Source organism: Tardiphaga sp. 37S4 (assembly GCF_021044645.1).
Taxonomy (GTDB): domain Bacteria; phylum Pseudomonadota; class Alphaproteobacteria; order Rhizobiales; family Xanthobacteraceae; genus Tardiphaga; species Tardiphaga robiniae.
In genome coordinates this window covers 1,043,900-1,066,311 of sequence record NZ_CP088008.1, presented here as the reverse complement: position 1 = coordinate 1,066,311, position 22,412 = coordinate 1,043,900, and the positions used below count along the sequence as shown (strand labels likewise).

Genomic DNA, 22,412 nt, shown 5'->3' with positions numbered 1-22,412 from the left:
CGCCGCGAACTACCCCCGCCCCACCGTGCATTCGATCTGCCCATGTGGCTCGTCGGTCGGCAGAAACACGTCGTTGTTGTTATCGAGACCGAACGCCGAGAGATTCATCAGGATGTAGTGGATGTTCGGACAGGCCATGCTGATCTCGGAAATCTCCGGCACGGCGGCCAGCACTTTCTCGCCCATGCGATACAGGCTGTTCTGCACGCTCGGACTGTAGGTCGTCGCGAATTCCTTCAGCAGCGTGTCCAGAATTTTCTTGTTGGTCGCGGTATAGCTCGCCGGCTTGCCGGACCATGTCCACGATGCCACCATCGATGTCGCGCAGATGCGGTCGTTGGTCGGCTGGATCGTCGAATATTTGTCGGTGTAGTAATTCTCCCAGCCCGACTGGGTCGACTTCATGAAAGTGAAACCGTCGAGGCCCGAGCTCATGGTCATGCCATCGCGCGTCGCGACAATCTCGACAGTGGGCTTGCCGTTGCTGTCGAGCAGGAACGCATGCGGATGCAACTCGCCATCGACGGCGAGGCGCGCCCATTTGGTCTCATGCGCAGTGATGCTGACGGAACTGGCCTGCGGATACAGGTCGAGATAGCGCTTCGCCAGCACCTGGCAGAACTCCTCCGTCGACAGCGCAGTATTCTCCCGCGCCACCACATTGACGATGTTCTTGATGGTGTCCGTGGATGTCGAGGTGGAGTTGTCGGCGTCGGTATAGGCCCGGCCGAAATCACCTTCCAGCATCGCCCTGATGCTGAGCTGGCTGACATCCTGCTTGTCGCCGTCGCGATGGATCCGCATGATGCGGACACGGCCTTTTCCATATCTGTTCTTGATGAGCGGCACGCGCGACCTCCAGTCTGTGTTGGCGACCAGCCTTGTTGACGACCAAGAAACCCCGGTCGCCGGGCAATATATTGAGCAATGCTCACTTTTGAGCAACCTTCGTGCCACCGGTCGCCACACCACCGGGGCGAAATGGCTTTCAGCGGCGTCTGGCACGAGGTTTGTATCTGACGATCATAATGCCACGATATTTCATCACCTAAGCAAGGGGCTAGATCAATGACAGAGAGCGTCCATCCCGTCGACGAGGTCCTCCCGACCCCGCGCCTGCTCGCGCTGGGCCTGCAGCATGTGCTGGTGATGTATGCCGGCGCGGTCGCGGTGCCGCTCATTATCGGCCGTGCCCTGAAGCTGCCGCCGCAGGACGTCGCCTTCCTGATCTCCGCCGACCTGTTCGCCTGCGGCCTGGCCACGCTGGTCCAGTGTATCGGCTTTCCCGGCGTCGGCATCCGCCTGCCTGTCATGATGGGCGTCACTTTCGCCTCGGTCGGCCCGATGCTGTCGATGGCCACCGCCCCGGAGATCGGCCTGCTCGGCATCTATGGCTCGGTCATCGCTGCCGGAATCTTCGGCATCCTTGTCGCGCCTTTCATCAGCCGGCTGCTGCCGCTGTTTCCACCGGTGGTCACCGGCACCATCATCATGGTGATCGGCATCTCCCTGATGCGCGTTGGTATCAACTGGGCTGGTGGCGGACTACCCATGTTCACAAAGATGATCGATGGCGTTCCGCACACGTTCCCCAATCCGGCTTACGGCCAGTTGCAGGGGCTCGGCATCGCGCTGTTCGTGCTGGTCGTGATCCTTGCTTTGATCAAATGGGGCACCGGCTTTCTGTCCAACGTCTCGGTGCTGCTCGGCATCATCGCGGGCGCGATCCTTGCCAGCGTGCTCGGCGTGATGCATTTCGACAAGGTCGGCACTGCCGGCTGGGTCGACATCGTGCTGCCGTTCCATTTCGGCATGCCGCAATTCCATCTCGTGCCCATCGTCACCATGTGCATCGTGATGATCGTGGTGATGATCGAGTCCCTCGGCATGTTTCTGGCGCTCGGTGAAATGACCGACAGCAAGGTCGACCGCGATGCGCTCACCAAGGGCTTGCGCGCCGATGGCGTCGGCACCTTCCTTGGCGGCATCTTCAACACCTTCCCCTACACCTCGTTCTCGCAGAATGTCGGCCTTGTCGGCGTCACCGGCGTGCGCTCGCGCTGGGTCACCATCGCCGGCGGCGGCATCATGCTGGTGCTCGGCCTGCTGCCGAAGATGGCAGCCTTGGTGGAGTCGGTGCCGCAGGTGGTGCTTGGCGGCGCCGGCCTCGTGATGTTCGGCATGGTCGCCGCGACCGGCGCGCGCATCCTCACCGCGGTGGACTTCAAGACCAACCAGCGCAACCTGTTCGTGGTCGCCATCTCCGTCGGCTTCGGCATGATCCCGCTGGTGTCGCCGAATTTCTTCAAGGCGCTGCCGCACGACCTGCATCCGCTGCTGGAGTCGGGCATCCTGCTTTGCGCGCTGGTGGCCGTGATCCTGAACGCGTTCTTCAATGGCGTCAGCAGTGCCGAGACCGCAAAGGCGGAAGCGGCGGGCGTGGCTGCGGCGGCGACGCATTAGTTTGCCTCTTAACCTCTCCCCGCTTGCGGGGAGAGGTCGACGTCCGCATGCGAAGCATGTGGGCGTCGGGTGAGGGGGACTCTCCGCGAACGCCACGGCTCGTGGAGAGTCCCCCTCATTCGTCGTCGCTTCGCGACGCCACCTTCTCCCCGCAAGCGGGGAGAAGGCAAACAGCCGCCTCACTTCACCTTCGGCTCGAGCCCGCTGGCCACGATCACCGGCGCGGCCTGCTTCGAGGACAGAAACGCGATCAGCGCCTTGCCGGCATCGGGCTGCGGCGCGTTGCTCGCGAGCCCCGCAGAGAACACGGTGATCTTCTGCAGCTCCGCCGGCAGGGGGCCGACGATCTCGATGCCCTTGACCGGCTTCAATTCGCTGATCTGCTGAAAGCCGATCTCGGCCTCACCCCTCGCGACGATCTCGCCCACCGGCGTCGCCGGGATCTTGCGCGCCTTGTCCTTCATGGCGTCGGCAATGCCGAGCTTCTCGAACATCTCCTTGCTGACATACACACCGCTGGCGCTATCCGAATAGGCCACAGTCCTGGTCTTCAGCAGCGCAACCTTCAGCGTATCCGCCGAGGACAGGTCCGGCTTCGGCGCGCCCTCCTTCACGGCAACGCCAATGGGCGAATCCGCGAGATCGACGCGGCTGTCGGCGATCACCTTGCCCTTGCTGACGAGATCGCCGAGCGCATAGCCCACCATGATCAGCACATCGGCCGGCTCGCCGCGCGCCAGTCGCATCGGGATCGCCTGCGGCGTCTCGCCCATCGACGGCCCATAGGCCGTGACGACCGTATTGCCCGTTGCCTTCTCGAATTGCGGCACCAGTTCCTTGTAGGCTGCCGTGAAGCCGCCGGAGATCATCACATGGACTTCGGAGGCGAAGGCGCTGACTGTGGCCATGGATGTGAATGCCGCGACCAGCAGCAGGCGGTTAATGCCACGCATAACGTTCTCCCTGATTTTTGTTTTGTTATGAGACGACCTGTTTGGGTCGAATGTAGGATGGATACCGCACTTACCTCTCCACCGTCATTGCGAGCGAAACGAAGCAATCCAGTCTTACTCTGTGGCCTTCTGGATTGCTTCGTCGCTTCGCTCCTCGCAATGACGACGGAGTGAGGAGTCCCCCTCAGCTTCCCCGATAGGTCCCATAGCTCCACGGCGTCACCAGCAGCGGCACGTGGAGATGGCCTTCGGGTTCATAGACCGAAAAGCGCAGCGGGATCTCGTCGAGGAACGGCGGATCGGACATCGGCACGCCCCGCTCCGCAAAATAGCTGCCGACCTTGAAGGTCAGTTCATAGCGTCCGATCGGCACCGGGCGGCCGCCGATCAGCGGCATATCGGTGCGGCCGTCGTGATTGGTCAGCGTGCGCGCAATTACGCGGCTGACGCCGAGCTTCGACAATTCGACAAGCTCGACCGAAATCCCGGCCGCAGGTCTGCCGCTATGGGTATCGAGCACATGGGTCGAGAGCCGGCCATGCACCTGCAGGCGATCCAGCCCGTCGACCAGCAGATCGGTGCGCAGCGCCGCGATCTTGCAGATTTCGGCGACCGATGCGGTGACCTCGGCGGCCGGGTCGTTGGGCAACCGCTTCTCGAAATCCGCCAGGATCGAATCCTTGGTGTGGCGGCGAACGCAGACGATATAGGGGAAGCCGAATTTTGCGCGATAGGCATTGTTGACGCGATCGAAGGCGGCGTATTCGGCTTCCGAGAGCCGGTCGAGCCCGACGCTGTTCTGCTCGGCATTGGATTCCGCCGTCAGGAGATCGCCGCGTTGCGTTTTATCGGCAAGGTCTGGATGCGCCTTGATCAGCGCCAGCCGCTGGCCTGCAGCTGCCTCCTCGACCACCCCACGCATCGCGGCGAACAACTGCTTCACGCCCGCGAAAGGCCGGCTGTCCGCGGCCTTCTCCGCAATCCACGGCGAATATTCGAAGATATTCGCCAGCGCTGCGACGAAATCCGCTTTGCTGCAGGCGTTGAGTTCGTCGAGCGTCTTCTCTGTCATGACAGGGCTTATCCCAATCCTGGTCTATCCGATGGCACGGGCGTCGGCGGCGAGATGTTTCAGATTGGCGTGCCAGTGCTCGGCGATATCAAGACGCGTCGGCACCCAAACGCGCTCGTGGCTCGCGATGTAATCGAGGAACCGCATCAGCGACGCCGCACGTCCGGGCCGCCCGACGACGCGGCAATGTAGGCCCACGGTCATCATCTTCGGCGACGTCGCGCCTTCGGCATACAGCACATCGAACGAATCCTTCAGGTAGGTGAAGAACTCGTCACCGCCACCAAAGCCCTGCGGGTTGACGAAACGCATGTCATTGGCATCGAGCGTATAGGGAATGATGAGCTGCGGTTCGCTCGGCCCCTTGATCCAGTATGGCAGATCGTCGGCATATGAGTCGCACAGATACTTGAAGCCACCGGCTTCCATCAGCAGGCGAATGGTGTTGATCGAACTGCGGCCGGTGTACCAGCCGGTCGGGCGCGCCCCCGTGGCCTCGGTATGCACGCGGATCGCCTCGGCGATCTCGAAGCGCTCCTCGGGCTCCGACATATCCTTGTGCTCGATCCACTTCAGACTGTGGCTGGCGATGTCCCATTTCGCCTCCTGCATGGCGGCGACGATTTCGGGATTGCGATGCAGCGCTGTCGCGACACCGAACACCGTGGTCGGCATATTGCGTTCGGTGAACATCCGCCACAGCCGCCAGAAGCCGGCGCGCGAGCCATATTCGAACATGGATTCGATATTGGCATGACGCTGGCCCGGCCAGGGCTGCGCCCCCAGTACGTCCGAGAGGAACGCTTCCGAGGCGCGGTCGCCATGCAGGATGTTGTTCTCGCCGCCCTCTTCGAAATTGACCACGAATTGCACCGCGACGCGGGCGCCATCCGGCCATTTCGGATCGGGCGGTGTGCGGCCGTAGCCGCGGAGATCGCGGGGATACTGGCCTGAGGTCATCACACCATCTCGAAACGGACGGGTTGCGCACCCTTCCAGAGCACGGTCTTACCCATCTCTTTCAGATTTTCGAGATTCGAGGTCAGCGTAATGAAATGGTTGCCGGCCAGTTGGCCCATCTTGCTGGCAAAATGTACGCCGCTATAGGCCAGCAGGATCTCGGTCTCGCTGATACCGCCCGGATACAGGATGATGTGGCCCGGCGCCGGAAAGCTGGTGTGGTTCTCATACGGCACGCCGAAATCGAGATCGCCAAGCGGCATCCAGACGCCCTCGCCGCTCCAGCGCACATGGATCGCCTGGCTGACGAACGGCATCGCCTTCTTGAAGGCGGCGACGGTCTTGGGGGCGTCCTTCTCCTCGAACTTCGCGTCGAAGGTGAAGTCGCCGACATGGACTTTGAGCTGGCTCATCCGTGGAATCTCGTAATTGGAGTGACTGACAGTGATCCATCCAGATTGCAGCAGAGGGCGAAAGAAGCAAGCCGCAGTTTTCGGCGGTCCAACACCGTCATTCCGGGGCACGCCAATTGGCGTGTCGGAGGGCGAGGTTTCGGCGCAGCCGAGAGTGCGAACTTGGCCTCCCGACCCACTCTCGTCATTCCGGGGCGCGGCCGGCACTTGCCGGACGCGAACCCGGAATCTCAGAGAGTTTTGCGCTGAACTGGTCGAGATTCCCCGCCACTCCAATTGGAGTGGCTGAGGTTCGTCTGCGCGACGGCGCGCATCCACCCCGGAATGACAGTTTGGAGCGGCAAGACAGCGCCAAACATATTTTCCTATCTTCCATTGACAACATCCCTTCTTGGATTCTATTCCTTCGCGTCCGGCCCCGATGAGAGGGGCGAGCGCGATCGTCACGTTCGCGGGGCTGGATGCGGTGGACGCCGGAGATGCGGCGTTACGCGGTTTGGGGGTGACGTCTGTCTTCGGGCAGGACGGATCTGCGCCAGCACTGCCACCGGCATGGAGACGGCCGGGTTTGAGATAGAAAGACTCCCTGGACAGTGTAATGGACGACCAAATCGAAACGCGTCCGGCCAACTGTCTGAGGCCCCCTGTCCCTTCGTGGACACTAATAGTGGCAACGGATCGATCGCCACGGCGAAGCGCAGACAAGCCGAAAAAACACCGTATGCGGAACGCCGGGCACTATCTTTGCCCCGCGCCTTCCGAAAGTCCTGATGCACTAACTTGCGGAAGACCGCATTCGCATCAGGCCCAAGGGTGCAACGGGCACCCGGCGTTCCGCACGCCCTCTCATGGGGGGCGAGGTGGGAATGCTCATAGCTCGGACGCGCAAGCGCCGCGAGAATGCGAACGCATGTTTTCAGGACAGTGGCTGTTTGAAATTTGAATCCTGCAATGATGCGCTGCCGCTATCGTTCATCACTCAGCGGTGGCTTGAACGTCAGCGGTGATTCCATCGCACGCTGCCTGGCGCGCTCGACGGCCTGTGCAAAATCCTGCGCATCGAACCATGGCTCATCGCGCATCAACGCATCCAGATCCTCGTTCCAGATCTGCGACACCTCGATATCGAACTTCATATTGTATTTCTGGCTGACAGCCTGAATCCCGTAACCGGTAACGGCCCATTGCTTGCCGAGCCAAAACACATCCCGATGCAGCACCACGTCTACGCCCAATCTCGTCCGGTATCGTACAGAGACGAAAAGAACCCCAACCTGATGAGGGTGAGGCTCTACTGAACCGGTCTAGTCCATCAAATTTTAGCAACATCGTCCAGCGTTGAGACAAACGCCGATCTAGATGCGACCATTCTCGTTCGGTGGCTGTGGATGCTGCGCCTTCTGCGCCCGTTCCGCATCGGCCTTGTTGGCCTCGTGGCGTCCGATCACGCACCCCGCAACGACGCCGACCTTGCCATGTCCTGCATAGTGGCCGGCGATTCCGCCAATGATCGCGCCTTTGATACAGCCTTTCGCCTCGGCCGCAACCGATGAAAACGCGAGACCCGCAATCGCAGTGCACAGCAGCAATTTCTTCATGATAACTCTCCCGCGTGATCGACCTCCTACAAGTCGCCGCTCCGCATTTCGTTCCACCAGTTGAAATATCGCCGACTCACACTCGCATCCGATTCGTGCCATAGATGTCGCAAATCGTGCCCAGGGATAAAACGACCATGCCAGCACCCAAACCGCCTGCTTTTGAAACGCTGAGTCTGCATGCCGGCCAGCATCCGGACGCGATCACCGGCGCGCGCGCCGTGCCGATCTACCAGACCACATCCTATGTGTTTCAGGATTCGGATCACGCTGCTGCGCTGTTCAATCTCGAACGTGCCGGCCACATCTATACGCGCATTTCAAATCCGACGACGGCGGTGCTGGAAGAGCGACTCGCCGCACTCGAAAACGGCGTCGGCGCCGTGTGCACCGCGTCAGGCATGGCGGCACTGCATCTCGCCATCGCCACATTGCTCAATGCCGGCGATCACATCGTGGCGTCGTCCTCGCTCTATGGCGGCACCATCAACTTGCTGGCCCACACGCTGCCGCGCTTCGGCATCACCACGAGTTTCGTCAAGCCGCGCGATCTCGACGCCTTCAAGGGGGCGATCAAGCCGAACACGAGACTGGTCATCGGCGAGACCATCGGCAATCCCGGCCTCGAAGTGCTCGACATACCCGCCGTCGCCGACATCGCCCATGCCGCGAAGATTCCGCTGCTGATCGACAATACTTTCGCGACGCCATTCCTGTCGCGGCCGATCGAGCTCGGCGCCGACATCGTGATGAACTCCGCCACCAAATGGATCGGCGGCCACGGCATCGCTATCGGCGGCGTGATCGTCGATGGCGGCCGCTTCGACTGGCACGCCTCCGGCAAATTCCCGCAACTCACCGAACCCTATGCCGGCTATCACGGCATCGTTTTCGACGAGCAATTCGGCACTGCCGCCTTCATCATGCGCGCCCGCACGGAAGGATTGCGCGATTTCGGCGCCTGTCTCTCGCCGACCAATGCGTTCCAGCTTCTGCAAGGCGTCGAGACACTGGGCATTCGCATGGAGCGCCATATGGCCAATACACATGCGGTGCTCGCAGCGCTCACGGCCAACAAGGCCGTCGACTGGGTGCTGCATCCGTCGCTGGAGAGCCATCCGGATTACGAACTCGCAAAACGCTTGCTGCCGCGCGGCGCCGGCTCCATCGTCTCGTTTGGTATCAAGGGCGGCCGCAATGCCGGCCGCAAATTCATCGAAGCGCTGAAACTCACCAGCCATCTCGCCAATGTCGGCGACGCCAAAACACTGGTCATTCATCCCGGAAGCACCACGCATCAGCAGATGGACGCCGAGCAACTCAAGGCCGCCGGTATCGGCGAGGAGCTGATCCGTCTTTCCATCGGCATCGAAGCCGCCGATGACATCATCGATGACCTCGCGCAGGCGCTGCGCATCTCGCAGAAGGGCTGAGCGATGCAACTCACCGTCAACGGTCACGAGACCTATATCGCGAATGGCGGCCGCACGTTCGATCCTTCCCTGCCGGTGGTCGTGATGATCCACGGCGCCGGCTTCGATCACTCGACCTGGGCGCTGCATACGCGCTGGTTCGCGCATCATGGCTTCGCCGTGCTGGCGCCGGATCTGCCCGGCCATGGTCGCTCAAAGGGTGAAGCGCTCACGACCATCGCCGATCTCGCAGACTGGACCGCAGCATTGATCGAGGCTGCAGGCGCAAAGACTGCGCGACTGATCGGCCATTCCATGGGCTCGCTGATCGCGCTGGAGGCTGCAGCGCGGCATCCCGGTAAAGTCACGCGCCTCGATCTGATGGGCACGGCAGGAACGATGACCGTCGGCCCGGATCTGCTCAAGGACGCCGAAGCCAATCAGCATTCCGCCATCGACATGGTGTCGATCTGGGGGCTCGGCTTTCGCGCCGAACTCGGCGGCAGCCTCGCGCCGGGGTTGTGGATGCATAGCGGTGCACAGCGCGTGCTCGAAGCCACAAAGCCGGGCGTGTTGTTCGCCGATCTCAACGCCTGCAATACATACCAGAATGCGCTGACCGCTGCGGGCCAGCTTGAAATCCCGGTCACGCTCATCCTCGGCGAACGGGACATGATGACTCCTGCCAAGGCCGGCAAGACCCTGGCCGCCGCATTGAAAAACGCCCGCACGGTGATTCTGCCGGGTACGGGCCACATGATGATGGTCGAGCGCCCCGACGACGTGCTCGCCGCGCTACAGCACGAGCAATAGAGTCCACAACGCGGTGATGGCTGTTGCACCGCGCGGCGCGCTGTGCTTCCTGTCTGTCGTTATCGGTGCCTCCGCGAGGAGGTGAAACGGGAATGCGGTGCGGGGAAATATCCCCTATGCCGCGGCTGCCCCCGCAACTGTAAGCGGCCATTCCGGGTCCACAAAGCCACTGAATTTGCATCGCAGATTCGGGAAGGCGGACCGGGAGACCACCGCGAGCCAGGAGACCGGCCGGTAACGAGTTTCACACTCGTTCGACGGTGGGTCGACGGAAGGGGTTAAATGACTATCCGGAATTTGGCCGCAGGCACTGCGGCCGTTGTTGTTCTGTCGTGCTCTCACAGTGCTGCGTATGCGCAGTCCAGTGCCGAGCAGCTCTCCGAAATCGTAGTGACGGCGGACAGAGCACCCGAACAACTCAATCGCACTGGCAGTTCGATCAGCGTGGTGTCAGGCGAGACCATTGCGACCAGCAATCCCGGCTCGCTGGTCGATGCGCTGCGCACCGTGCCTGGTCTTGACATCACCGAAACCGGCGGCCCAGGCGGCACCACCAATGTCCGCTTGCGCGGCGGCAACACCGGCCAGACGCTGGTGATGATCGACGGCATCCGCGTCAACGATCCCACGGCGGCGTCCGGCGATTTCGAATTCGCCATGTTCACGCCTTCGGCGATGGAGCGCATCGAAGTCCTGAAGGGCCCGCAGAGCGCACTCTATGGATCAGACGCCATGGGCGGCGTGATCAATATCATTACCAAGAAGGGCTCTGGCCCTGCGCAAGTTAACGTACGCACCGAAGCCGGCAGCTATGGCACTGTCATGACGCAGGGATCGCTGACCGGCTCCAACGGTCCGTGGTCCTATGCCTTCACCGGCGGCGGCCAGCACTCGAACGGTTTCTCGCGCTTCGGCTATCGCATCCCTCAGTTTGAAGCGCTGTACCCCAATCTCGAACGCGACGGCTTTGATCGCGTCGGCGGATCGGCCAGGATCGGCTACGATGCCGGCGAAGGCATCCGGCTGGAATCCGGCTTCGTGTCATCCTTCACGCGAGCCGCCTATGACGGCACTTTCAGTCCGACGTCGAGAGCCGTGCAGCTTCCCGACACGCCTTCAAATGTCACGCGCCTGCTGCAAACCGTTTACGGCCGCGTCTCACTGGATTCATTCGGCGGCATTCTCACGCATAGTGTCACCGTGTCGAACACGCATACCGAGCGTTCGAACTATGACGTAACCTATCGCACCAACATGCTGCCGCAGAACACCACGACCAATATTCTCGACTACAATGGTGACAGCCTCGGCGCAGAATATCAGGCAAACCTGAAGCTCGGCGCATTTGGCTCGCTGATCTACGGCGCCAAGACGCAGAGCGAGACAGCCAAGACCTACACGACCGCCATCCTGCCGATACCGGCCGCTATCACACCCGCGCTGGCGAAACGCCAAGATACCAATTCGATCTTCGCGCTGTGGTCGGTCCCCGTAGGCGAACGTCTCAACATCACATTGGGCGGCCGCGTGGACGACGTCGTGGATGTCGGGCGCTTCGAGACATGGCGTGCCACGGCCGCCTATACGATTACAGAAACCAGCACTAAGTTCCACGCCAGCGCAGGTACCGGCGCGAAGGCACCGACACTGTTCCAGCTGTATTCAACGGCAAACGGCACGCCGACGCTCAGCCCGGAGCAAAGCTTCGGCTACGACGCCGGCGTCGATCAGAGCCTTTTCAACGGCCGCGTGGTGGTCTCGCTGACGGGCTTCTCGAACGACTACAGCAATCTGATCAACTTCGTGACGCCGACGGGAAGCCCCGGTTCGTGTCCCGTTGCCCAAACCACAGGCTGCTACATCAACGTCGCACGCGCCGAAACGAATGGTCTCGAAGTTGGTGCCAATGTGGACGTTATTCCAGGCCTGATGAAGTTCAACGCAGCCTACACCTACCTGCACGCGCAAGATCTCGGCAATGATACAGTGCTGGCACGTCGGCCGAAGAACTTCGCCCGCTTCGCACTCACGATCACCCCGACCGACAAGTGGATGATCGAGCCGCGTGTCACCACGGTGTCGAAGCGCTTCAGCAGTGCCAATCAGGTCGGTCAGGTGGATGCCTATACCCGCGTCGATCTCTATACCGAGTACAAGATCGATGCGAACTGGAAGGTCTTCGCCCGCGGCGAGAACATCCTGAATGAGCATTATCAGGAAGTGCTGAACTTCGGCACCACGGGGCCTGCGGCTTACGCAGGCTTCAACGCCACATGGTGAGCATAGCGCCAGCAGCACGGCGCCGGACGATCGCGACCATCGCGCTCGTCGGCCTCGTCACGCTGCTGGCACTGGGCTCGCTCGGCACGGGACCTGTCAAACTCTCGCCGCTGACGGTGCTCGATGCACTGTTCGGCGGCGGCAGCGACGTGCAGCAGATCATCGTGCGCGAAATCCGCTTGCCGCGCGCGATCCTCGCACTGGCCATCGGCGCGATTCTCGGCCTGTCCGGTGCCGCGCTACAGGGCTTGCTGCGCAATCCCCTCGCCTCGCCGTCGCTGTTCGGCGCGCCACAATCGGCGGCCTTCGGCGCGGTGCTGATGATCTCGCTCGGCTGGGCCGATGTTCGCTCATGGGCGCTGCCTGTTGCCGGCATCATGATGGCGTTCCTGTCGGTCTTCGTGCTGCTCGGCATCGCCGGTCGCAATGCGGGTCTGCTGTTGCTGATCCTCGCCGGTCTCGCGATCTCCAGTCTTGCGGGTGCCGCGACGGCGCTGGTGATGAACCTGTCGCCCAATCCCTTCGCCGCGCTCGAAATTGCATTCTGGCTGCTCGGTTCACTGGAAGACCGCAGCTTCCGTCACGTCACGTTGGCGCTACCATTCATTGTTGCCGGCGCAATCATTTTGATGAGCCAGCGCTCGGCCTTTCGTGCATTGAGCCTCGGCGAAGAGACCGCACAAAGCCTCGGTGTCCATGTGAGCCGCCTGCGCCTGCTGGTGATTCTTGGCGTCGCGCTCGGCGTTGGCGGCGCCGTCGCAGTCACCGGCACTATCGGCTTCATCGGCCTCATCGCACCGCATCTGATGCGCCCGATCATCGGTCACGATCCCGCACGATTGCTGATTCCGAGCGCCCTGACCGGCTCGGCGCTGTTGCTGGCCGCGGATATCGCCGTGCGCGTCATCCCGTCGACCACCGACATCAAGGTCGGCGTCCTGACCTCGATCATCGGCGTGCCGTTCTTCCTCTATCTCATCATGCGCGAGCGGCGCGCTCTGGGCGGAGGCGTCGCATGACCGATCAGGCGCTGCTGACAGCGAGCAATCTGAGCGTCACGCTCTCCGGCCGTCCGGTGCTGCACGAGGTCTCGCTTTCGCTGCAACGCAGGCATCTGGTCGCTCTGGTCGGCCCGAATGGCGCCGGCAAGACGACGCTGCTGCGTGCGCTGGCAGGCTTGCAGTCCTCAACGGGCACGATCCACGTCGCCGGCGATGCGCTGGCATCCCTGTCGCTGCGCGAGCGCGCAAAACGCTTCGGCTATCTGCCGCAAGGTCATGTTGTGCACTGGCCGCTCGACGTGAAGGACGTTGTCGCCCTCGGCCGCTATCCGCATGGCGCGACCGATCCGGCGCGGCTGACATCATCGGACAAGGCTGCGGTCGAGCGCGCAATGCTGGCAACGGACGTCGTCGCCTTTGCCGATCGCCGCGTGACTGAGCTTTCGGGTGGCGAGCGCAGCCGCGTCGCATTGGCCCGCGTTCTCGCCGTCGAGGCACCGATCGTGCTGGCCGATGAGCCGACCGCGTCGCTCGATCCACGCTACCAGATCGACGTCATGAAGAATTTGCGCGATGTCGCTGACAGCGGCGTGCTGGTGATCGTGGTCACCCACGATCTCGGCCTCGCCGCGCGCTTCGCCGATACGGTGCTGGTGATGTCCGACGGGCGCCTCGCTGCGCAGGGCGCGCCGCGACAGGCGCTGTCCGATGACATCGTCGCCAATGTGTTCCGCATCAGCACCTATCGCGCCGAACACCAAAACGAAACGATTATCCTGCCTTGGGCGGGAGTCTGAGCGATGTGGCGGCTATTTCGCCAGCGCAGCAGCAAGCCGGCTCAGAGCAGCCGCATCGGACGGCAGGCCGAACCGCAGCAGCTCATGGCTCCAGTCGAAGTGGCGACACCAGATCTGCTCCCGGGCCAATGCGGCATGCCATTTCAAGGCGTCGACATGTCGCGCCAGCCTGTACAGCGGCGTGCCGCCGACAATTTCGAAACCGGCATCGGCCAACACGGTGTCGAGCTTGATGGCCTGGGCGACCAGCGCGACGCGAGTCTGCGTGGCCCAGCGCTCGTCGCGCAAGGCGGCCGCACCGATAACCTGTGCGGGACCGGAACAAGCCCATGGACCAATAGCGGTCGCGATACGCTGCGCGATCAGCGGCGCCGCGAGCGCGAAGCCGAGACGTACGCCTGCGAGACCGTAGAATTTTCCGAACGAGCGCAGGATTGCTACCGGCAGTGTCGCACACAGGCCGGCCGCGCTGATCGCGGGATCGACATCGGCGAAGGCCTCATCGATCACCAGCCAGCCTCCGCGCCGTTGCAGGATCGCCGCAACATCGGCGAGTTCATCGCGCTTGGCGATCCGCCCATCGGGATTGTTGGGATTGACGATCACCACATGCTTGGCATGATCAGGCAATGCGCTGAGGCTGCCGATCACGCCAACCTCATGTCCGCCGGCACGCCAAGCCGCGACATGCTCGTTATAGGTCGGCCCAACGACGGCAACGGCTCCGGGCGCGGCGAGATGCGGCAGCCACTGGATCAGAGCTTGCGTACCGGCAGCGGCAACGACATCGACGTTATCGGGCACGTGGTAAGCGCTGCGCGCGGCGGACAGCAGCGACTGTTCGTCGGCGCGCGTCGGCAAGCGCTCCCAAAGATGGCTCGGCAGGTTGGCAGGAATTGGCCACGGCCATGGATTGATCCCGGTCGAGAGATCGAGCCATTGGTCCGGCGCACCGCCGAATTCCGCCATCGCCTGCGTGAGATCGCCACCATGTTTCATGCCTGTGTCATGCCATCATATCGGGCGAAGCGCGAGAGGCTTTGGCCGCTCGCGGCTACGACACTCGCGCTGCTCGCATGGGCGCCGCTGCAGGCCAGTGCGGCCGATCTGCCGCGCATCGCCTCGATCAACCTCTGCACCGATCAACTGCTCGTCACCCTCGCCGATCCCGAGCAGATTTTGGGCCTCAGCCCCTATGCGCGCGATCCGTTCCGCTCATGGGACAAGGACAAGGCGAAGGCGTTCCGCCTGCTGTCCGGCGAGGCTGAGGACGTGCTGGCGCTGAAGCCGGATGTCGTCGTCGCCGGCCGCTTCACCAAGCGCGCGACCCGCGAACTCCTGAAGGACAAGGGGTTGAAGGTCACCGAATTCGATCCCGCCCGCTCGCTCGACGACGTCAAGAAACAGCTCCGCCAGATGGGCGCGCTGGTCAAGCATCCGGAGCGTGCTGAAGCCGAAATAGCGAAACTGGATACTGCAATCGCGCAGGCCCACGCCGCCGTACAGCGCAAGCCGTTGCGCGTGCTGGCGGTGTCGCGGCGCGGCTGGGTGTCCGGCGGCGAAAATCTGACCACGTCGTTGCTATCAGCGGTCGGGCTGCGCAATGCCGGCGGCGAGCTCGGCCTCAAGGCTGGCGGCTTCGCCTCCTTGGAGGCGATCGTCACACTGAGGCCCGATCTGCTGCTGGTCACCGACAATACCGATTTTGCCGAAGACGAAGGCCGCGCCTTCCTGCTGCATCCCGCACTGGAGAAATTCTATCCGGCATCGAAGCGACTGGTGCTGCCCGAGCGCCTCACCGCCTGCGGCGGTCCGACCATGGTCGAGGCGCTCGATCGACTGACTACCGAAATCAGTCGCGTGGCGCCCTGATGCTGGTGCATGGCGACGCGCTCCTGCTGGTGGTCGCGGCGCTGCTGCTCGATGCCGTGATCGGCGATCCCGACTGGCTGTGGCGCCGCGCACCGCATCCCGTGGTCTGGATCGGCAACGGCATCGGCTGGCTGGAACACCGGCTCAACCTCGAGAGCTGGTCGCGTCGGCAGCGCAAGCTGGCAGGCGTCGTCACTATCATCGCGCTGGTCAGTGTCGCAATACTTGTCGGCGGACTGCTCACCGATCTTCTCAACGACAACTGGATCGGTTTCGGCGTCGAAGCCCTGATTGCCTCGACGCTGATCGCCCAACGCAGCCTGTATCAGCATGTGGCCCGCGTGCGTCGCGCTTTCACCGAGGGCGGATTGCCCGCAGCACGCCAGGCCGTCGCAATGATCGTCGGCCGCGATCCGGAGCGGCTTGATGAAGGCGGCGTCGCGCGCGCGGCGATCGAATCCACCGCCGAAAATTTCTCCGACGGCATCGTCGCGCCGGTGTTCTGGCTGGCATTGCTCGGATTGCCCGGCCTGATCGCCTACAAGGCCATCAACACGGCCGACTCCATGATCGGCCATCGCAGCACGCGCTATATCGATTTCGGCTGGGCTGCAGCGCGGCTCGACGATCTCGTCAACCTGATCCCGGCGCGCTTGTCGGGAATATTGGTCGCGCTTGCCGCGCCAGTGTCACGCGGATCAATCATCGCGTCATTGAAGATCATGATGCGCGACGCTTCCAAGCATCGTTCGCCCAATGCCGGCTGGCCGGAAAGTGCCATGGCTGGCGCGCTCAGGATCGCAATAGCTGGACCCCGCGTCTATGCCGAGGGCGCTGTCAACGATCCCTATCTCAATGCCGAAGGCCGAACCGCAGCGCCTGACGACATCGGCCGGGCACTTCGCGTGTTCGTCGCAGCTTGCGTTTCGCAAACCACAATCTATGCTGCGCTGGCGCTGTTGCTGTGACGGCTGCGGGCAATCTCGATTAGTCGATCGATATCCAGATGCTTTTCGCAATGATCGGCCAACGCATCGAGCGCGGCTTCGATCTGCGCATCATAGGCCAGCGACGACGCGATGCCCAGATTGGCCAGCCATGCCTTGCGGAACGCATCGCCGGTGAACAGCCCATGGACATAAGTGCCCTGCACCCGTCCATCGACGGACGCAGCACCATCAGGTCGTCCATCGATCATCACGAGCGGCCGCGCGCAGTCGTCACCCTCGCTGCGACCGAGATGAATTTCGTAGCCTTCGATTGCGGCGCCAGTCGCACAATGCGTACCGGTGACCAGCGTCGTGGATTTATCCGCGCTCATCAGCGTCGCGATATCGAGCAGGCCGAGCCCTTCCACAGTGCCTGGTGAACCATCGACGCCATCGGGATCGGCGATCGTACGGCCGAGCATCTGGTAGCCTCCACACAGGCCGAGCACATGACCACCGCGGCGCACATGCGCCTTGATGTCGATGTCCCAGCCCTGCGCACGCAGGAAGGCGAGATCGCCGATGGTAGATTTACTGCCGGGAATGATGATCACGTCGGCATTGCCCGGAATGGCTTCGCCCGGCCTGATGAAGACCAGCTTCGCGCCGGGCTCCATGCCAAGCGGATCGAGATCGTCGAAATTGGCGATCCGCGCCAGCACCGGCACGGCGATGACACGGGTCGATGACGAGGCATGGGTGCGATCGAGATCGACAGCATCCTCGGCAGGCAGGAACGCCGCCTGCGGCAACCAGGGCAACACACCGATGGATGGCCACCCCGTCAGCCGCGTGATCGCCGTGAGGCCGTTGTCGAACAGGCTGGGATCACCGCGAAACTTGTTGACGATGAAGCCGTGGATGCGCGCACGTTCTTCCGCCTCAAGCACCAGATACGTGCCGGCGAGGCTCGCAATGACGCCGCCGCGATCGATATCGCCGGTGAGCACGACGGGAATATTGGCTGCAGCAGCAAAACCCATATTGGCGATGTCGCCGGCGCGCAGATTGATCTCGGCCGGGCTGCCGGCGCCCTCGATGAGAACGATGTCCGCCTGATCGGCGAGCAGCGAAAAACTTTCGAGCACGGCGGGCAGCAATGCGGCCTTCTTCTCCAAATAGTTCTTCGCCCGCAGCGTGCCCCAGCGCTTGCCTTGCACGATCACCTGCGCGCCGGTATCCGTCTCAGGCTTCAGCAGTACCGGATTCATATGTACGGACGGAGAAAGTTTCGCAGCCCGCGCCTGCACCGCCTGCGCACGACCGATCTCGCCGCCCTCGACCGCGACAGCGGCATTGTTCGACATGTTCTGCGGCTTGAACGGTGCCACCTTCAAGCCACGCCGCACCAGCGCCCGCGCAAGGCCAGCGACGATCGTCGACTTGCCGGCATTGGAGCCGGTCGCCTGGATCATCAGCGCAGGCGTATTCAGGTTCATCAGAACTCGATGCCCTTCTGGCCCTTGATGCCAGCGCGGAACGGATGCTTGATCAGCGTCATCTCGGTGACCAGATCGGCCATCTCGATCAGCTCGGGCTTGGCGTTCCGGCCGGTGATGACCACGTGCTTGTCGGCCGGCTTCTCGTCGCGCAGGAAGGTCAGCACCTCATTGAGGTCGAGATAGTCGTAACGCAGCACGATGTTGAGTTCATCGAGCAGCACCAGACGATGGCGGTCATCGCGGATCATTTCCTTGGCGCGCTCCCAGCCCGCGGTCGCGGCAGCAATGTCGCGTTCGCGGTCCTGCGTGATCCAGGTGAAGCCCTCGCCCATGATGTGCAGCGTGACGAGATCCGGGAAGGTCTTCAGCAGCCGCGCTTCGCCAGTGTCCCATTCCGGCGACTTGGTGAATTGGACGATACCGACCGGATAGCCGTGACCGATATGGCGGAACACCATGCCGAGCGCCGCAGAAGTCTTGCCCTTGCCGGTACCGGTGTGAACGATCAAGAGGCCCTTCTCGCCGACCTTGGTCGCCATGATCTTGTCCTTCGCCGCCTTGTGCTTGGCGGCCTTGATCTTGTGGCGGGCATTTTCTTCATCGTCGTGGGCGGTTCCGGTCATGCGATTTCCTTTGCGATCTCTTTGTGTACCTGCGGCAGAAGTTCGGCAATCAGATCGGCAGCGCGATTGGAACGCGGTGTCCACAGATCCCGGCGAATGGCTTCGGCAAAGCGTGCCGCCGTCTCGCGCAACGCCGCCGGATTGGCGGACGCCATGAAGCTCCGAACCTCGTCATTTTCCAAATAGGAGGTGAACAGCTGATCGAAATGGTGATTGGCGACCGCATTGGTGGAGGCCGCGAAACCGAACAGATAATCAACCGTGGCCGCGATCTCGAACGCACCTTTGTAGCCATGGCGCATCACGCCGGCGATCCATTTCGGATTGGCGCCGCGGCCGCGCACCACGCGCGAGATCTCATGCGCCAGCGGCCGGGCAATCGGCGCTTCGGGGCGCGACGTATCGATATGGGCGATGCGCGGCGCCGAGCCACGCAGCGTCTGCACCGTCGCCGCGAGGCCGCCGATGAACTGGTAATAGTCGTCGGAATCCAGAATGTCGTGCTCGCGATTGTCCTGCGCCTGCGCGACGAGATCGACGCCCCTCAGCCGTTCGGCGAATTCGCCTCGTGCGTCCTCGCCATCGGTTCCGCCGCCATAGGCATAGCCGCCCCAATCGAGATAGACGTCGGAGATATCAGCGCGATTACTCCAGCCACCCTCATCCATCAGCGCCTGCAGGCCCGCACCATAAGCGCCAGGCTTGGAGCCGAACACACGGCGCGTCGCCTGTCGCCGTGCGATCTCGCAGGTCATGCCACCGGCTTCGAGCGCGCGGGCACGCGCGCGGACATTGGCGGCAATAGGATTGGCGTCGTCGGGTTCGTCAAGTTCGGCCACGGCACTCACGGCGGAGCCGATGATGTCCATCTGGGTCGGGAACGCATCGCGGAACAGGCCGGAGACACGGAAGGTCACATCCACGCGTGGGCGCTTCAGCTCGGACAGCGGCGTAATGGCAAAGCCGGTGACACGGCCGGAGGTTTCCTCCCACAGCGGGCGCGCGCCAATCAGCGCCAATGCCTGCGCGACATCGTCACCGCCGGTGCGCATATTGGCGGTGCCCCAGGCCGACAGCGCAATCGCGCGCGGCCATTCGCCTGCCTCCTGCCAATAGCTCTCGACCAGCCGTTCGGCCGCCAGTTGCCCGATGCGCCAGGCGGATGGCGTTGGCACGGCGCGAACGTCGACGGCGAAAAAATTGCGCCCGGTCGGCAGCACATCGGGGCGTCCACGCGTCGGCGCGCCAGATGGACCGGGCCGCACGAACTGACCGTCGAGTCCTTTGAGGAATGCGGCCGTCTCCGCGCCACCGCAAGCATCGATGGCGGGTCGCAGTTTCGCATCGATCCAGTGAAGTACATCGGTGGCGCGCGTCCAGGTGGGATCGCAGGGCAGCTCGCCGGAGACCAGTTGCAGCGCCAGCCCTTCGATTCGTTCGACGGTGTCACCTGTGGTGCGCCACACTGCATCGCTGACATTGGCAAGAACGCCGGGGCGCGGGCCGAGATAGTCATCGGCCATATCACGGGTGAGCGGGTCGAACGTGCCAAGACCGAGATCGGCAGCCAATGCGCGATGCAGTGACGCATCCTGCGGCTTGATGTCGGAGCGTGGCAGGCGCGCGATGGACACCAGGAGCTCATTGCGCTGCGCGTCCTCGGGCGCGCGGCCAAAGATGTGCAGTCCGTCGCGGATCTGCATCTCCTTGAGATCGCAGAGGTGGGCGTCGAGCGCGCGCAGCGCCTCGCCCGTCGGCGTGTCGCGAGTGACATTGACGTCGGCATCGATCTGCTGCGCGCGGGCGAGCGACAGGATGTCTTCGGCGATCACGGCAGCGCGCTTGGGATCGAGATCGGTCGCCATGGCATATTCGTCGACCAGATTCTCCAGCCGCGCCAGATCGTCATGCAGCTCGGCTCGTGTCATCGGCGGCGTCAGGTGGTCGATGATCACGGCGGAGGCACGGCGCTTGGCCTGAATGCCCTCGCCGGGATCGTTGACGATGAACGGATAGAGATGCGGCAGCGGACCGAGTACGGCATCGGGCAAACAATCGGCCGACAGGCCTGCGCTTTTCCCCGGCAGCCATTCGAGATTGCCGTGCTTGCCGAGATGCACCACTGCATGGCTATCGAAGTCGCGGCGCAGCCAGAGATAAAAGGCGAGATAGTGATGCGGCGGCACCAGATCGGGATCGTGATAGGTGCTCTTGGGATCGATATTGTAGCCGCGCGCTGGCTGCACGCCGACGGTGATGTTGCCGAAGCGATGCAGGCCGAGGCGGAAGGCGCCATCGACGACATGCGGATCGTTCTCAGCTTTGCCCCAGCGTGACTCAATAGCCAGCCGCACATTGGTCGGCAGCGTCGCAAAGGCCGCGTGATAGTCAGCCAGCGGCCACGTCACGCCACCGCTTCGCTCGGCGCGATCGGCAAGCGCATTCGTTGGACCCTGTTGCAACAGCTGCATCATGGCGGTCGTCGTGTCAGGCGCGTCACCAGTGCCGTAGCCGACTTCGCGCATCGCGGCGATCACATCGATCAAGCTCTGCGGCGTATCGAGGCCGACGCCATTGGCAAGGCGTCCATCGCGATTGGGATAATTGGCCAGAATCAGCGCGACGCGTCGTTCGCACGCCGCAGCGCGGCGCAAGCGCACCCAGGCGCGCGCCAGATCAGCGGTCGCATCAATCCGATCCTGCACCGGCTGCAATGTTGTCGGCGCAAAGCCGCCGTCGCTGGCGCCACGTTCCTTGAAGGCGATGGCATTGGCGAAGATGCGGCCATCGACTTCCGGCAACACCACATGCATCGCCAGATCGCGCGGCGTCAGGCCGCGAGTAGAGGCTTCCCAGCTGGCGCGCGAGATGCCGGCCTGCGCGACCTGCAGAATCGGACAGCCTGACGCCGACAACACGCCGGCATCGTCATGCGCGGTCGCGGTAGCAAAGGCCGTGGCGTTGATGATGATATCGGGCGGATAGGCCGCAAGCGCGGCACGCAGGAAAGCCGCGGAGCGCTCATCCTTCAGGCTCGTGACGTAGAGACAGGCCGCGTTGAGGCCGCGCGCGTCGAGCGAACGACGCAATGCATCGATTGCCGCCGTATCGCCGCCGGCCACCAGCGCGCGGTAGAAGATCACGATCGCATTCGGCCGGTTATCCCCCGCGGGCTCACCCGGCCAGAAGCCGGCCGAAGGCATCGGCCGCGCAACAGGCGGCTCCTCTCCATGACCGATCAGATGCGCGGCATAGCGCAGTGCCAGCTGTGCGTTGTCGACGCCGCCCTCGCTGCAATAGCGCCACAACGCATGGGTTTCGTCGCTGCTGACCGTGCCGCGGGCGGCCAGTTCGGCATTCCAGTCCATCTCGCCGGGCAGGCAGGCGAACTTGCTACCGCGGCTCAGCGCGTCGCTGCGCAGACTCTCCACACCATGGGGCCAATAGCTGATGCCGCCGAGCATGCGCAGCACCACGATCTTCGCCTCAGCCAGCGTGCGCTCGACATAGAGATCGACCGACGCGGGATGACCGAGCGCCAGCATGTTGGTGAAGCGCACGCTGGGAAAGTCGCCCGGCAGCATCGCATGTGCGGCGCCGAACGCCGCCAGATCGCTGTCCGCCGCCGACAGCACGACGATATCGGCGGTGTCCTGCCCGAGATCGCGGGCGACGTCGCCGTCGTCAATGCTGCCGGAGGTATCGAGCTTCAGATGCATGCGGG

At 63.0% G+C, this 22,412-nt stretch carries 19 protein-coding genes and 1 riboswitch; of the genes, 8 read left to right on the top strand and 11 right to left on the bottom strand.

Annotation, left to right across the window (positions count from 1 at the left end):
- Positions 1–9: 9 nt before the first annotated feature.
- On the bottom strand, positions 10–849 hold the full coding sequence (pucL, locus tag LPB73_RS05085; protein WP_231079824.1) for a factor-independent urate hydroxylase: 840 nt from the start codon (positions 847–849) through the stop codon (positions 10–12).
- Positions 850–1,068: 219 nt separating this feature from the next.
- On the opposite strand from pucL, the gene LPB73_RS05080 reads away from it, so the two are divergent.
- Positions 1,069–2,463: a nucleobase:cation symporter-2 family protein gene (locus tag LPB73_RS05080; RefSeq protein ID WP_231079823.1), complete on the top strand. Its 1,395-nt coding sequence runs from the start codon at positions 1,069–1,071 to the stop codon at positions 2,461–2,463.
- A 179-nt stretch (positions 2,464–2,642) separates the two neighbouring features.
- Here LPB73_RS05080 and LPB73_RS05075 read toward each other — a convergent pair whose 3' ends face one another.
- The 6 genes from LPB73_RS05075 to LPB73_RS05050 form a co-directional block, all read right to left on the bottom strand.
- Positions 2,643–3,371: an extracellular solute-binding protein gene (locus LPB73_RS05075; protein WP_414716900.1), complete on the bottom strand. Its 729-nt coding sequence runs from the start codon at positions 3,369–3,371 to the stop codon at positions 2,643–2,645.
- Positions 3,372–3,600: 229 nt separating this feature from the next.
- The gene (uraD, locus tag LPB73_RS05070; RefSeq protein ID WP_231079821.1) at positions 3,601–4,488 is read right to left on the bottom strand and encodes a 2-oxo-4-hydroxy-4-carboxy-5-ureidoimidazoline decarboxylase; all 888 of its coding nucleotides are present in this window, start codon (positions 4,486–4,488) and stop codon (positions 3,601–3,603) included.
- 24 nt (positions 4,489–4,512) lie between these two features.
- Positions 4,513–5,448, bottom strand: a complete 936-nt coding sequence (gene puuE / locus LPB73_RS05065; protein WP_231079820.1) for an allantoinase PuuE — start codon at positions 5,446–5,448, stop codon at positions 4,513–4,515.
- Positions 5,448–5,861, bottom strand: a complete 414-nt coding sequence (locus tag LPB73_RS05060; protein ID WP_068735441.1) for a DUF3830 family protein — start codon at positions 5,859–5,861, stop codon at positions 5,448–5,450. Before LPB73_RS05060 ends, puuE begins: the two co-directional genes overlap by 1 nt.
- 965 nt (positions 5,862–6,826) lie before the next feature.
- Positions 6,827–7,084: a hypothetical protein gene (locus LPB73_RS05055; RefSeq protein ID WP_231079819.1), complete on the bottom strand. Its 258-nt coding sequence runs from the start codon at positions 7,082–7,084 to the stop codon at positions 6,827–6,829.
- 132 nt (positions 7,085–7,216) lie between these two features.
- On the bottom strand, positions 7,217–7,459 hold the full coding sequence (locus LPB73_RS05050) for a hypothetical protein (protein WP_231079818.1): 243 nt from the start codon (positions 7,457–7,459) through the stop codon (positions 7,217–7,219).
- A gap of 137 nt (positions 7,460–7,596) precedes the next feature.
- Here LPB73_RS05050 and LPB73_RS05045 point away from each other — a divergent pair, with 137 nt between their 5' ends.
- The 5 genes from LPB73_RS05045 to LPB73_RS05025 all read left to right on the top strand — a co-directional run bounded on the left by LPB73_RS05045 (position 7,597) and on the right by LPB73_RS05025 (position 13,762).
- The gene (locus LPB73_RS05045; protein WP_231079817.1) at positions 7,597–8,892 is read left to right on the top strand and encodes an O-acetylhomoserine aminocarboxypropyltransferase; all 1,296 of its coding nucleotides are present in this window, start codon (positions 7,597–7,599) and stop codon (positions 8,890–8,892) included.
- 3 nt (positions 8,893–8,895) lie between these two features.
- A complete protein-coding gene (locus LPB73_RS05040) occupies positions 8,896–9,684 on the top strand; it encodes an alpha/beta fold hydrolase (protein ID WP_093756692.1) in 789 nt (262 codons plus the stop codon).
- A gap of 46 nt (positions 9,685–9,730) precedes the next feature.
- A riboswitch (cobalamin riboswitch) is annotated at positions 9,731–9,934 on the top strand.
- A gap of 140 nt (positions 9,935–10,074) precedes the next feature.
- Positions 10,075–11,964 carry a TonB-dependent receptor plug domain-containing protein gene (locus tag LPB73_RS05035; protein ID WP_231079816.1) on the top strand — a complete coding sequence of 630 codons (1,890 nt, stop codon included), beginning with the start codon at positions 10,075–10,077 and terminating at the stop codon, positions 11,962–11,964.
- Complete coding sequence (locus LPB73_RS05030) at positions 11,958–12,983, top strand: FecCD family ABC transporter permease (RefSeq protein ID WP_231079815.1); 1,026 nt, start codon at positions 11,958–11,960, stop codon at positions 12,981–12,983. Before LPB73_RS05035 ends, LPB73_RS05030 begins: the two co-directional genes overlap by 7 nt.
- Positions 12,980–13,762 (top strand): ABC transporter ATP-binding protein, encoded by a 783-nt coding sequence (locus LPB73_RS05025; protein WP_231079814.1) that lies wholly within the window; start codon positions 12,980–12,982, stop codon positions 13,760–13,762. Before LPB73_RS05030 ends, LPB73_RS05025 begins: the two co-directional genes overlap by 4 nt.
- A gap of 12 nt (positions 13,763–13,774) precedes the next feature.
- Here LPB73_RS05025 and cobD read toward each other — a convergent pair whose 3' ends face one another.
- Positions 13,775–14,761 carry a threonine-phosphate decarboxylase CobD gene (gene cobD / locus LPB73_RS05020; protein WP_231079813.1) on the bottom strand — a complete coding sequence of 329 codons (987 nt, stop codon included), beginning with the start codon at positions 14,759–14,761 and terminating at the stop codon, positions 13,775–13,777.
- 9 nt (positions 14,762–14,770) lie between these two features.
- Here cobD and LPB73_RS05015 point away from each other — a divergent pair, with 9 nt between their 5' ends.
- Positions 14,771–15,634, top strand: a complete 864-nt coding sequence (locus tag LPB73_RS05015; RefSeq protein ID WP_120291516.1) for an ABC transporter substrate-binding protein — start codon at positions 14,771–14,773, stop codon at positions 15,632–15,634.
- A complete protein-coding gene (gene cbiB / locus LPB73_RS05010; protein WP_231079812.1) occupies positions 15,634–16,602 on the top strand; it encodes an adenosylcobinamide-phosphate synthase CbiB in 969 nt (322 codons plus the stop codon). The genes LPB73_RS05015 and cbiB overlap by 1 nt, the downstream gene beginning before the upstream one ends.
- Here the strand turns inward: cbiB and LPB73_RS05005 are convergent.
- The 3 genes from LPB73_RS05005 to cobN are packed head-to-tail and all read right to left on the bottom strand — an operon-like array spanning position 16,575 to position 22,407.
- Positions 16,575–18,062 (bottom strand): cobyric acid synthase, encoded by a 1,488-nt coding sequence (locus tag LPB73_RS05005; RefSeq protein WP_231079811.1) that lies wholly within the window; start codon positions 18,060–18,062, stop codon positions 16,575–16,577. The genes cbiB and LPB73_RS05005 overlap by 28 nt on opposite strands.
- A complete protein-coding gene (gene cobO / locus LPB73_RS05000) occupies positions 18,062–18,688 on the bottom strand; it encodes a cob(I)yrinic acid a,c-diamide adenosyltransferase (protein ID WP_231079810.1) in 627 nt (208 codons plus the stop codon). The genes LPB73_RS05005 and cobO overlap by 1 nt, the downstream gene beginning before the upstream one ends.
- On the bottom strand, positions 18,685–22,407 hold the full coding sequence (gene cobN, locus LPB73_RS04995) for a cobaltochelatase subunit CobN (RefSeq protein WP_231079809.1): 3,723 nt from the start codon (positions 22,405–22,407) through the stop codon (positions 18,685–18,687). The genes cobO and cobN overlap by 4 nt, the downstream gene beginning before the upstream one ends.
- Between the last annotated feature and the right edge of the window lie 5 nt (positions 22,408–22,412).